The organism is Rheinheimera muenzenbergensis, assembly GCF_036984005.1.
Taxonomy (GTDB): Bacteria; Pseudomonadota; Gammaproteobacteria; order Enterobacterales; family Alteromonadaceae; genus Alishewanella; species Alishewanella muenzenbergensis.
In genome coordinates, this window is the sequence record NZ_JALAAR010000021.1 from 15597 (window position 1) to 29087 (window position 13491).

The 13491-nt window shown below is 52.3% G+C and carries 5 protein-coding genes; 4 read left to right on the forward strand and 1 reads right to left on the reverse strand.

Going from position 1 to position 13491, the window contains the following annotated elements; translation table 11 throughout:
• Nucleotides 1–20: 20 nt before the first annotated feature.
• Entirely contained in the window at nt 21–3038 is a 3018-nt protein-coding gene (locus MN202_RS18315) for a TonB-dependent receptor (RefSeq protein WP_335737592.1), read from the reverse strand.
• Between the two features lie 447 nt (nt 3039–3485).
• Here MN202_RS18315 and MN202_RS18320 point away from each other — a divergent pair, with 447 nt between their 5' ends.
• From MN202_RS18320 to malQ, 4 genes are all read left to right on the forward strand, one after another.
• Nucleotides 3486–6056, forward strand: coding sequence for a hypothetical protein (locus MN202_RS18320; RefSeq protein WP_335737593.1), 2571 nt, complete (start codon nt 3486–3488; stop codon nt 6054–6056).
• Nucleotides 6057–6336: 280 nt separating this feature from the next.
• Nucleotides 6337–10518 carry an alpha-1,6-glucosidase domain-containing protein gene (locus MN202_RS18325; RefSeq protein WP_335737594.1) on the forward strand — a complete coding sequence of 1394 codons (4182 nt, stop codon included), beginning with the start codon at nt 6337–6339 and terminating at the stop codon, nt 10516–10518.
• A 176-nt stretch (nt 10519–10694) separates the two neighbouring features.
• Complete coding sequence (locus MN202_RS18330; RefSeq protein ID WP_335737595.1) at nt 10695–11099, forward strand: helix-turn-helix transcriptional regulator; 405 nt, start codon at nt 10695–10697, stop codon at nt 11097–11099.
• Nucleotides 11090–13228 (forward strand): 4-alpha-glucanotransferase, encoded by a 2139-nt coding sequence (gene malQ / locus MN202_RS18335; protein ID WP_335737596.1) that lies wholly within the window; start codon nt 11090–11092, stop codon nt 13226–13228. The genes MN202_RS18330 and malQ overlap by 10 nt, the downstream gene beginning before the upstream one ends.
• Nucleotides 13229–13491: the final 263 nt, after the last annotated feature.

Sequence of the window (13491 nt, forward strand, 5' to 3'; positions counted from 1 at the left end):
TTTTTCCGGTTGCTGTGCTATCAGAACTTGGCGTTTACACCAAGATAGAACTGACGGCCGAAGTATTGCAAGGTGCCGGTCAGATACTGTTCACCAAAATAAGAGATATTTGGTTCATCGGTCAGGTTGTTAACCGAGAATACCCCCTGAATGGTGTCAGTGATCTGATACGACGCCTGATAATCAACAATCAGCTCTTCTTTAAAGTAGGCCTGTTGGTTTTGACCTACCGCTACCTGATCGCCTACGTAATCGTCACGGTAACGCACGTTAACACGGGTAGAGAACAGATCTTCATAGTCATAAAACACTGCCAGTGACCACACTACTTTCGACAGGCCAGGTAACGGCGTTGATGTTTCAGTGCCGCCCTGTACTGCGATAAAGGAGTTTTTCAGCTCACTTTCGGTATAAGACACGTTGCCGGTAAAACCTAAGCCATTAAACGGCTCTGGCAGGAAACCAAAGGTTTGGGTATAGGCCAGCTCGACGCCGCGGATATAGCCGCCTTCGCCATTGTTGAACTTAGCACTGTACGAACCCGGCACCACCGGTATTTGTTTAATCGGATCAACGGCAGGTACATCAATGTTGGCGCTGGCAAAGTCGAACTTTTCCTGCGTGAACTGCTGCACGATAGATTCAATGTCTTTGTAGAATAACGCCGCTACAAAGGCACCTTCGGTCTCGGTGAAGTAATGCTCGTATGACAAATCAAACTGATTAGCATAAAACGGCTTCAATGCCGGGCTGGTAGACGCATTCAGGTTAGCTTCGGTCTGGTTGGTTTGCGCATTTTCGACAAACGACCAGCTACCGCTAACGCGCATATCAGTCATATCCGGCCGTGACATTACCTTGGCCGCGGCAAAACGTAACTGATCGCTGTCAGTCAGTTGCAGGTTCAGGTTCATTGACGGCAATACATCAGTGTATTCAACACCCTGCACAACGCGATCGTAGTTACAGTTTTCTACACCGTAATCGTCAGTAATACAGTCGCCGGTACCTGGCTCTGGGGACGCCAGTAAACCGGTACTTTCCTGCTTCGACCGCACCACCCGCACCCCGATGTTACCGGTCAGCGGCATGTCGGCAATAGCCGTATCAAGATTTAACTGGGCATATACCGCCGTAGTGGTTTCAGTTACTACGTTCGATTCAAAGAAGGTCCAGGCGTTATCCCAGCTCTTACCCGGGCGGGTATCTACACCCTGGCTGGTTAACCAGGCTTGCTCGATGTAGCTGTTGTTGATTGCCAGGAACTGGCCATAATGGGCGAACTTGCCTCCCAGATCCATGACTTCATACTCGCCGGCATTTAAGCGGTACGGCGGGAAAGCTTGTTCAATAACCGGATTGTCCGGGTCGGTTAAATCCCAGCTGGATACCCACTTACCATCGCGACGGGCTAAAAAGTCAGTATCCAGACCGTAACGGTACATCTGACGATCAAAATCATGCTCACGTTTCGTCCAGCGGGCACCAAACTCAACCGAGTTCAGATGATCGTTTTCCAGTGCGTACTTTACATCCAGCTTCAGTGAACTGGCTTCGTTTTTCTCACGGTTAGGATATTTTTCCAGCGAGGTGACCATCATCCGGTTTGGATCAGATAAACCAGCACGGGTTGCTGCATCCAACTCTATGGTCGGCAGTTTCAGACCATTTAACTCGTAATACACTGAGGTATTGTCGGTCGCAATCGGAAAGTCTGCCGTGGCATCATCAAACAGTGCCAGCGTCATTACACCGTCTTTTGAAATCGACTCACCACGCGAGTGTGATGCATCTACTGCAATGGTCCAGTTTTCATTCTGCCAGCTTAGGTTTGTACCAATAGATAGTACGTCACTGTCAACAGTGGCATCGTCCGACTGCACCTGAAAACCATAAGGAATTTTCGCGTTAGGCAATGGCGCCGGAATATTAGTACCGTTGCGATCGCCATAGTAATGGCCGCCAATAATTACGTTTTGATCGGCACCGGCCAGTACCGGGTCGGCAAATTCAAAGTTAGGGCCGTCAATTAACGAACCCCAGCCATCAAAGCGGTAACCACGGTCATAAGATTCTGAGTCGAACTTAGAATAAAATACATCACCTGTCATCTTAAACTGGTCGTTTGGCATAAAGGTCAGAGTACCCATATAACCATTACGTAAATCCTGACCACCGCGGGCCATGATTTCAAAACCGGTAGGGGCAAAGTACTTCTTGGCGCCGCCCGCTACCTCGTTGCCAGAGCAATCGGTGTCAGATGTCACAGCCGGGCCGTCATACGGCAGTAAACCACAACGTGGCTGATAGTTAACAAACTGCGTCGAAATTTTTGGTTGTTCCAGCCGGGCATAACCCAGGCCTAAACCCAAAGTGTTATCTAAAAATTTACCCTGATACGACAAGCTAAAGCGGTTACCCACCGGATCAGCTTCGGCGTGGGCATCGGCAGAGTCGTTATAGCTTAAACGGCCCTGGACATTGAATTCATGATCTTTTTCATTGTTTAGCGGGTTAACGGTTCTCAGTTCGATAGTACCGGCAACACCGCCTTCAATCAGGCTGGCTTTTTGTGATTTATAAACCTGAGCTGAGTTAATTAACTCAGACGGATATTGGTCAAACTGAACTGAACGACCACCCTGGTTTGACACCAGCTCACGACCGTTTAACGTGGCGAACACGAAGTTACCGGACAAACCACGAATATTCAATTCGCTGGATTGGCCACCCTGACGCACTGAGGTTACACCCGGCAGGCGGGTAATAGAGTCGGCAATGGAGATATCCGGTAAGGCGCCCATATCATCAGCTGATACCGCCTCAACCACGGTATCTGAGTATCGTTTCACGTTTAGCGATTCGATAAGGCTGCGACGAAAGCCTTTTACTTCAATAACTTCAATTTCAGATGTTTCAGCTGTTTGCGCGGGAGCCTGCTGGGCTTCTTGCGCCATTACCAGAGATGAAAAACCTGATAACTGCATCCCCCCGACCAGTAACGCTGCTGTCAGCGCGCTAGGTTTGAACGTTTTCATGTGTGTTCCTCAAACGATAATTGTTATTTTTTGAAGAGTTTCCTTTACAGATCACCGGACAACGCGACATTTATTATTATTAACACCGGCCCATATCAGTTAAGCACTACTGACAATAGTCCTATTTTTACAAGGCAACACATACACGCTGTAAACTTAATGCACTGACACAGGGTATGACAACCAGATGCATACGTATTCATGCATAATAACTTTCTGAATTACTATACAAGGTCCGGACTGTTGATTAGATTTAGTACGTTGATGTTTCAATCAACAGCGTTGGACCGTTTTTTGTAAACCCATACAGGCACCAAACACACACACACGCAACAGGGTTACAAAGGACTAGCAAAAGCAGTTTGGAAGACAAGGCCAGACTGGACATTTATTAAAAATAGCACCTAAAAATAACCACAAAAAGAAAGTTTTAAGGAGTTATTTGCTATGAGTTTACAATACAAGCCGCTTTCTCTGGTGGCTTTGGCGACGACTGCAGTGCTGTATGGCTGCGGCGGCGACGACAGCATAGAGAAAACTTACGTCTACGACGATACAACCAAAACCGGCTTATGGTGTCCGTCACCACAAATCGTACAAACGGTCGACGCCGATTATCACCCGCTATCAGCGGCTGAACAGGCAGCGTTAAAAGCCGCGGCTATGGCCCGCGATGGCGCAGCCTTTGATGAAGCTGCTTTTAATGCCTACACCTACGATTATGCTGGTATCAATTTATTTGAGGTATTGGGTTTAACCCTGTCTGAACAAGCCCGTCAGGCTACGGCGAAAGAAGAAGCCCGTGCGTTTAAAATATCGCAGGGGCAGCAGGACATTTTTGCTGATGAGTTTGACAGCTGGTTTGACAGCTGGTTTGCGTCAGTCCCTCTGACCGACTATCTCGGCCCGTCAGAACGCCTGAGCAAGGCCAGCCGCGGCAACGAGCTTAGCTTAACTGCGGCCAACAATAGCCAGGAAATCTGTTACACGCCACCGGCAGCCTGCCCGAACTACCAGATCCCAGATGAATCAGGCACCTTTGCCTGTATCACGCCGCTGGATAACCCACTGGTTGATGAGCAACCTGCGGTAAGCTATATGGCACCGGCGGGTAAAGCCGCTATTTTCTACCGTAGCGCGCAGCATATTGATAACGGTGACAACACCGAGGTATATAAAGACCTGACCATCCACGCCTGGAATGATCCGGACTGTACTTCATACCAGGACGAAAGCACCACCAACTGGGGCCAGGGCAAACCTTCTGAAGGTATTGATCCTATTTATGGTATGTACTGGACGCTGGACCTGCTGGAAGCACCGGATCAGTGCGGCAATATGATTGTTTACAACAAAGTCAGCGGCGCTAAACGCGTATCAGAAGCCGACTTACGTATTCCGCTGGCCAATGCCGGCCACCTGGCAAACCTGGATAAAATGTCTTACCTGCAGGATGGCATTAAAGTAAACAACTACGACGGTAAGCTTTACGCTAACCAGCATCCGTTACTGGGTGCCGCAGCCGGTGGCACTAAAGCCTGTGGCTGGGGTCTGGAGCTGGACGGTACAGGTGAGGTGTGCGTTGGTCAGGCACTGGCAGCGCAATGTCCTGCAGGCACGATAGCCGTGGGCGAAGGCCAGGAAGAAATAGCCTCTAAATGTATCCTGCAATTTGATCCGGCAGCCACCACGCTGTATTTACGCGGCGGCTTTAACGACTGGGGTACCGCTAACCAGCTAAGTTATGCCAACAGTAAGTTCCGGCTTAACGTCAGCTATGGCAGCCACCCGGAAAGCGCCACGCCGGCAGAAGACGGTACGGTAAACTACGGCTTTAAAGTAGCTGATGCTAATTGGTCAGACGCTACAACCTTTGGCGCCATTAAAGGCGGTGACACCCCTGGTGTTGGCTCAGAAGCGCTGCTGACAGCAGGTAACGGCGTTGGTCAGGATATGTTTGTTGCCTTAAAAGAAAACACTATCTACCAATATGTGTTAAATGCCACTAATCCGGCTGCAGTGACGCTGAAAATTAATGAAGTGCCGTTGGCGGTATTCCCGGTAATGAGCATTGACGGTGAACCGGTAGAGCTGGAATACAGCGGTGCCGGTCAGTTCAGCATGCGTATGAGCTTAGCCCCAGACACTTATAGCATCAGCATCGCCGATATGGATGCCGGTTTTGCCGTAGGTGCCGGTGCCGACGCTACTGTGACGCTGAATCAGCCATACCCGTTAGTTAGCGGTGGCTCGGCGTTAAGCCTGACAGTGACGCAGCAAAACGAATATGACTTTATTCTGGATCTGTCGGCGCCTGATATGCCAACGCTGGAAGTGAAACCAGGTAAACCGCTGGGTAACACCGCCGTATTTATCCGTGGTTCATTAAATGGTTGGACCGCGCCAGCATCAGATGAAATTGTATTTGACGATGCCAGCCGCAGCTACTCAGTGATTTACGGTCTGGAAGCATCAGACACAGCCTACCAGTTCAAGTTTGCCAGCGAAGACTGGTCAACCGTGGACATGGGTTACAGCGCCTTTGATATGTCAGCCGATGCCGATGCAATAGCGTTAACTGACGTCGGTGGCAATATCGGTATCAAAGTCAGCAAATCCAGTTCTTATCTGTTTAAACTGGATTTCAACACAGCCAAACCGGTATTGAAAGTGACAGAGCTGCCAATTTATATCCGTGGTGGTATGAATGGCTGGGGCGAAGAGCATCAACTGGCCTTTAATGCTACTGATGCAGATAACACTAATGAAGCCGGCCATACCTATGTCACCGGCATTAACCTGGCAGCCGACAACGTGTTCTTTAAAGTGGCTACTGCGGATTGGTCAACCGTTAACCTGGGTGCACCGACCGATGATGGCCTGACAGTAGAAGTGGGTCAGGAAGTGTCTCTGGGCGCAACCAACGGCAACCTGGCGATCTTCCCTGCGACTGCAGGCGAATACAACTTCAGCTTCGACCTGGTTAACAAAAAGCTGGTGGTAACTGGCCCTAACTAAGCCGAATAACAGCAATATCCTGTCAAAAGCCAGGCTATGCAAATAGCCTGGCTTTTTTATTTCAACAGTAGGCACCGCAGGGCCTGCTATTTTGTCTGCTGGCTGCCCGGGTACAGCGACAGCAACTACGCAGCAGGCTTTGCTGATACCGGCCCGCTGTACAAAAACTCACCGGCTACATACGTATTCATCAACAACAGTGGCCGTTCTGGTTCTATAGTCAGCAACAGAACTGGCTACAGCCAGCGATAAATAATAAACAACATGACAGGGTAGAAACATGTTCGCACTCTCTTTAACGCAGCCCGCCTGGCGTGCTGCGCTGCTGTTGCTTGGCGCTGCACTCAGCGGCTGCGGTGGCGGTTCAGACTCCGCACCGACCACACCTGACTGCCCGGCAGGCCAGGTTTATGACAATCAACAGCAACGTTGTGTCGCCGGCAACACGGCACCACAAATTACCTCAGCGGCCAGCCTTAACCTTGCCGCCGAACAAAGCAATGCGGCTGTCGTCTATACCGCCACCGCTACTGATGCGCAGGGCGACAGCATTAGCTGGCAACTGACCGACAGCAAAGCCATTTTTAGTATTAACAGCCAAAGCGGTGCGCTCAGCGTTGCCAGCAGTGCCAACTTACTGGCAGCAGCCGGCAGCAGTTACAGCGTAACACTCAGAGCAACCGACAGTAAAAACGCCGGCAGCAATTTTAGCCTTCAGGTCAATATCGCCGACGCTGTTGGCGGTTCCGGCCCGTCTATTGTGCCAACCGCCAGCCAGGGTGTTATTTATTATTTCCGTCAGGACGATAACTACGACGGCTGGATCCTGCATGCCTGGAACAACAGCAGCTGCAATGCCTACGCCGACCTGGCCGATGATGCTGGCACCGACTGGGCAACCGGCCTGAGCCCGGATGGCATAGACCCGGTGTACGGCGCCTACTGGTTATTTGATACTAAAAGCAGCGCCAGCTGTGCAAACTACATAGTGCACAAAGGCGACGCAAAAGAACCTGACGGCAACGATCAGGTACTCACATTCAGCACAGCACGTTGGGCCTTTGTGGTAGCCGGTGTGGGCATTTTCACTAGTCCGTCTGACGTGGTGTTTGAACCGGCGTTTGGCGTAAGCGACAGCGCTGCGCACTGGCTGGATGCACAAATCCTGCTGTGGAATCGCGACGACAGCGATGTACGCCTGCTGGCATCAACCGACGCCCAACTGGATGAAAGCTTTACTGCCGATCTTAGCCTGCGATTAACGCCAACGTCTTTGGATGCCAGCCAGCAAGCGCGGGTGCCACATTTAGCCAGCGGCTGGCATGCGTACCGGCTTAGTGCAACAGCGGCACAACTGAAGCAGTTGGTAAAAAGCCAGTTAGTGCTGGCGGCCTTTGATGCCGACGATACGCCGCTACACGCCAGTTACGTGCAAAGCGCTAAAGCACTGGACAGTCTGTACACAGCTGGCAACGATGATGCCGATGAGCAGACTTTGGGTATCAGCTACCAGAATGATGCTATCGATGTTGCTGTCTGGGCGCCGACGGCACAGCAGTTAACGCTGCAGGTATTCAATGCCGACAAGAGCAGCTTTGCCAGCTACCCGATGCAGGAAGACAATAACGGCATCTGGCAGGCTACAGCGCCATTAACGGCAGAGGGTAAATACTACCGCTTTGCAGTAACGGCCTATCACCCGCAGACCCGCGCCGTCGAGCAAATGCAGGCCACAGATCCCTATTCAGTAAACACCTCGGCCAATGGCCGCTACTCGCAGTTTGTTGATATGACCGCCGCCAGCCTGCAACCGGCTAACTGGCAAAACCGCAGTGTACCGACGATTGCCGCGCCGGAAGATGCGGTAATTCTGGAAGCGCATTTACGTGATTTAAGCATACTGGATAGCACCACCAGCAGCGCTAACCGTGGCAAGTATCTGGCGCTGACTGAAACCGGCAGTGCCGCTTACCAGTATTTGCAGCGCCTGGCCGATGCCGGTGTGAATTATTTCCATCTGCTACCGGCCAATGATCTGGCCAGCATTAACGAAAGCAACACCTTAAGCCTTAACAGCACCGTGGGCCAATTGTGTCAGCAAGTACCTGCTGCCTCTGTCTGCGGCCAGCTGGGCGACAGCCTGACGCTGCTGCAGGCCTTTGACAGTTTTGACCCGGCCAGCAGCGCGGCAGCGTCGTTAACGTCAGCATTGCGTGGCATCGATGGCTTTAACTGGGGTTATGATCCGCACCACTTTAATGTGGTGGAAGGCAGCTATGCCTCTGACGCCGACGGCACGGCACGTATTGTCGAGTTCCGCCAGATGGTGGCAGCACTGCAGCAACTGGGCTATCGCGTGGTGCTCGATGTTGTTTACAACCACACTGCCTCATCCGGCCTGTATGACAACTCGGTATTCGATAAACTGGTGCCCGGCTACTACCACCGTTATAACGAAGTCAGCGGTGAGATGGAGCGCTCAACCTGCTGCGAAAACACCGCGCCAGAGCAGAAAATGATGGCCAAATTTATCCGCGAATCCTTGGTGTACTGGGCGCAGCATTACGGTATTGACGGCTTCCGCTTTGATATCATGGGCCATTTGCCAAAACAGCTACTGCTGGATGCCCGCGCCGCGGTAGCCGCCGTTGACCCAGACACTTATTTCTATGGCGAAGGCTGGAATTTCGGTGAAGTCGCCAACAACCGCTTATTTGAACAGGCGACACAGGCCAACCTGGCCGCCACTGAAATTGGTACCTTTAATGACAGGCCACGCGATACGCTGCGCGATGCCGCGCTGTCGCAAACGACGGTCAACCTGCAAAATGCCGATCATATCCGCTTAGGCCTGGCCGGTACGCTCAAAGACTACGTGCTGGAAGACAAGGACGGTCAGCGCCGTGAAGGCTACCGTTTTTCTCAATCTGCCTATGGCGGCGACCCAGCTGATATCATCAATTATGTTGATAAACACGACAACGAAACCCTGTGGGACAAACTGCAGTATGCACTGCCCGCCAGCCTGGCTGCGGCAGAGCGTCGGCGTATTCACAATCTTACGGCAGCAATACCGCTGCTGAGCCAGGGTATTCCGTTCTTCCAGTTCGGTATTGATAACCTGCGCTCTAAGTCATTAGACCGCAACAGCTATGACTCAGGCGACTGGTTTAACCGGGTGTTTTACGATGGCAGCAGCAACAACTGGAATGTCGGTTTACCGCTGGCACAGGATAACCCGGATCAGACGCGGATTGCCGCCCTGGCAGCTAACGCCAATATCGCAGTAGATGCCAGTGAAATTGCCACCTCACGCGATGTGTTTGCCGAGTTTCTGCAGATCCGCCGCGACAGCCCCTTGCTGAAATTACGCAGCAGCGCCGACGTTATTGCCCGGCTTGGCTTTCATAACACCGGTCCGGCGCAAACTCCCGGCCTGATTGTGATGAGCCTGGACGATGGAATCGGTTTGCCCGATCTGGATCCGGCTGTCGATGCCATGCTGGTGATTATCAACGGCAGCGCTAACAGCCAGCAGCACACTATCAGTGCCGCCAATGGCTTTAGCCTGCATGCACTGCAGCAACAATCAGCCGACAGCCGCACCCGCTTAGCCAGTGTAAATGCTAATACGTTCACTGTACCGGCTTACACTGCTGCGGTATTTGTTAAACCACAACTGGGCGCGCAGGGCACCGGTCTGGCCGCCGATCCGGATCGGGTCAGCTCGCCCTATGGTGATGCCGTACTGTACAGCCGCGGTTTTGGCAGCGCAGACGCCGCCATGGTGTATGACGATCAGGGCCGCTACAGCCTGACCCTGACACTGGCAGCCGGCAGCTATCAGTTTGATATCAGTGACAACGCCGCTTTAGCGCTGGGTGTCGCTGAGCTGAACGTTGCCGCAGGCTCGCTGCCACTCAATGCCGCCGGCAATCTGTTTGATGTGATGCTGGATACCGCTGGCACCTATGCGCTGGTACTGGATGTCACCGGCAACGAACCGACTATCAGTTTGACGCTGAGCAATGCACTGGTCGACTGCGCCGTAGCGGACTCCGGTGACGCTGCGCCTTTTGCCATCGCCGGTTCGGGCCAGCTGTATGTGCGTGGCAGCCATTCGGGCTGGAACCCACAAGAAACTTACCGCCTGCGTTACAAGGGCAACAATCTGTATCAGGCCGTTGCTGACTTTGACGGCGAGTTTGAGTTTAAGCTGGCATCAGACGATGGCAGCTGGACGACACAGCTTTGGGTGCAGGATGGCAGTGGCAATATTGATACCGCTGCGCTGGCAGTAGGCACAAGCTACGAGGTGGCATACAAAGATGCCGGCACCAGCAACAACCGCACCGCACTGAGCAACGGCCGCTATAGCTTTAGTTTACAGCTAAACAGCGCTAACCCGGCCAGCGGTAACAACGTTGGCACATTGAAAATTGAGCAATGTGCCCAGCCATAAACAACCAGACAGCCTGGCGCAACCGCGCCGGGCTGCTGTTATTTTCAGCAGCAGGCAAACTATTTCAACTGCATACGTATGCAGCAGGTTTAATAACCAGACAGCGTTGATTTATGCTTAAACCGCACGACATGCAGGCAATTCAGCGGGTTAATTTCTTCGCAACAGGAACAACAGTGAACAGCGATAACACAGTACCGGCCAGCACAGATATTTTGCAGAAGGTACAGCTGCAGATCCTCAGGCAATTACCACAGCAACCATCACTGGCACAGGTGGCGGCTGAGCTGCACCTGAGTAACCGTACGCTGCAGCGACTATTGCAACAACAGCATACCCGGTTTCGCCAATTGCTTGCCAGCTGTCGCCATCAGGCCGCGTTGCATTATCTGGCACAGACTGAGCTAAGCCTGCAACAAATTGCCAGCAAACTTGGCTTTGCCGAACAAAGTAGTTTTCAAAAAGCATTTAAAAGCTGGCAGGGCTGCGCTCCGGGCAGTTTCCGTCAGCATAAACAACAAGGGCGAACCCAGCGCTTTATTCAGGCGTCAGGCAGGGTAACAGGTGAACTATGGAACTAATTAAGCAACTCGCTGCATTGGCGGGTCTGCAGGACAGCTATGTACACGCGCAGGGCCATACCGAACATATCAGCCTGGATAAACAACAGGCTATTTTGCAGGCCATGGGGTTTGACTTATCGACAGACGCGGCGCTACAGCGCCAGATCACCAGCCTGACAGAGCGTCCGTGGCTGGAAGTCGTTGCACCGGTAACAGTGTGCACCGAAGGCCAGCAGTTAAAAGTGCGTATTCAGCAAGTGCAGCATCAGGCGCAGAGTGACTGGCAATGGCAGATTGTCACGGAAGAGCAGCAGCACTATGACGGCACCATTCACATCAGCGCCAGCGATATTATTGCCAGACAGCCTACCAGCAAGGGCGAAGTATTGGCAGCAGAGGCGATACTGGATGTCAGCCTGCCGCTGGGTTATCACCAGCTTACGCTGCGCAATGCTACAGCTGAATACCGCCAGCAGCTAATCATTACGCCGCAACGCTGTTTTCAGCTACATGACAAAGCGGTGTTACACAAAACGTTTGGCCCGGCCATTCAGTTGTATGCCGTTAAGTCTGAACGCAACTGGGGTCTGGGTGACTTTGCCGACCTGCAGCAGATGATAGTACCGCTGGCAGCTCAAGGCGCCGACTTTATCGGTTTGAACCCGCTCCATGCGCTATACCCTGAGTTGCCGCAGGATTGCAGCCCTTACAGCCCGAACAGCCGGCTGTGGCTGAACACCCAATATGTCGCACTGGAATACTGCGCCGATTTTGCCGAGTGCAGCGAAGCGCAACAGCAAGTCGCAGCGCCAGCCTTTCAGCAACAGCTGACCAGCCTGCGTCAGACGGCAGATGTCGACTACATTGGCGTAGCCGCGGTGAAAAAAGCCATCGCCGGCACATTATTCCGCCATTTTAAACAACTGCATCTGGCAACCAACAGTGAGCGTGCAGCTGAGTTCCGTCAGTTTGTCCAGCAAGGCGGTGAAAGCCTGCAACTGCTGGCTATTCATCAGGTGCTGCAAGGTGAACTGTTCCGGCAAAATTGGGACATGGCAGCCTGGCAAAACTTCCCGCCGGAACTGCGCGACCCACGCGGCAAAGCCGTAGCAGAATTTGCGCTGGCCAATAAAGATGCTGTTGATCTGCAACTGTATCTGCAGTGGCAGGCACAGCTGCAACTGCGGCAGGTTAAACAGCTGTGTCAGCAACACGGCATGGCCATTGGCCTGTACTGCGATGTCGCCGTTGGCACCAGCCGCAGCAGTGCTGAAAGCTGGGCAGCTCCGGAAGATTATTTAATGGATTTAAGTGTCGGTGCCCCGGCCGACATTATGGCGCCCAAAGGCCAGAACTGGGGCTTGTTGGCATTTAACCCCGATACGCTGCGCCAAAAAGCCTACCAGCCCTTTATTGAACTGATCCAGGCCAATATGCGCTATGCCGGTGCACTGCGGCTGGACCATGTGATGGCTTTATTACGCTTATGGTGCTGCCCTCTTGGCACTGATGCCACCGCAGGTGCTTATTTACGCCTGCCGGCGGCGGAACTGTTTGCCATCCTGGCACTGGAAAGTCAGCGCAACAGCTGTGTAGTAATAGGTGAAGACTTAGGCACAGTGCCGGTAGAAATCAGCCATTTAATGGCGCAATATCAGGTACTTTCATACCGGGTATTTATGCTGGAACAAAAGCCCGGCAGTTATGATCATGCCGCCCAAACCTACCCCGAGCTGGCACTGGCAACGGTCACCACCCATGATATGCCCACTATGGTAGGTTATTGGCAGCAACAGGATCTGGAACTGCGCCATCAGCTGGATTTATTTCCAAATGCACAGGTAGCAAGCAGTTTGTACCAGCTGCGCGCAGACGAAAAACAACTGATGCGCCAACGTCTGCAATTTGCAGACACCGACTATACGGCCATGATCCGCCACAGCCACCTGTTTGTCGCGCAACAACCGGCAAAGCTACTGGCATTTCAGCTGGAAGACTTACTGCAAATGGCCACGCCGGTAAATATACCCGGTACCAGTACCGAGTACCCAAACTGGCGCAGAAAACTGTCTGACAATATCGATACCATTCTGCAACGCCCTGACGTACTGCAGATGTTGGCTGAGATAAAAGCGGCGCGGCAATAACAGCTGGCGGCCATCGCGGCCACCTAAGCTTAGCCCGGCCTGGCAGACACCCTGTCAGGCTGGGTCCGTCTTAGCCTCAATGGTGTTTTACTGCAATAACCGGCACCAAAGTGTCGCAACATTGCACCACAGTCAGGCATAGTGCTGTATATTTGTGCAAGTTTTTCGCTAATTACTATTGACGCCCTATTGCTATTACTCTACCTTTTGTAAGCGCTTACAATTTTTTAGAAAGCGCTTACGTAAAAAATGTAAGCGCTACC

Excerpts from the sequence above, each read along its gene's own strand:
- MN202_RS18315 (WP_335737592.1), bottom strand. The coding sequence starts at position 3,038 with ATGAAAACGTTCAAACCTAGCGCGCTGACAGCAGCGTTACTGGTCGGG.
- MN202_RS18320 (WP_335737593.1), top strand. The coding sequence starts at position 3,486 with ATGAGTTTACAATACAAGCCGCTTTCTCTGGTGGCTTTGGCGACGACT.
- MN202_RS18325 (WP_335737594.1), top strand. The coding sequence starts at position 6,337 with ATGTTCGCACTCTCTTTAACGCAGCCCGCCTGGCGTGCTGCGCTGCTG.
- malQ (WP_335737596.1), top strand. The coding sequence starts at position 11,090 with ATGGAACTAATTAAGCAACTCGCTGCATTGGCGGGTCTGCAGGACAGC.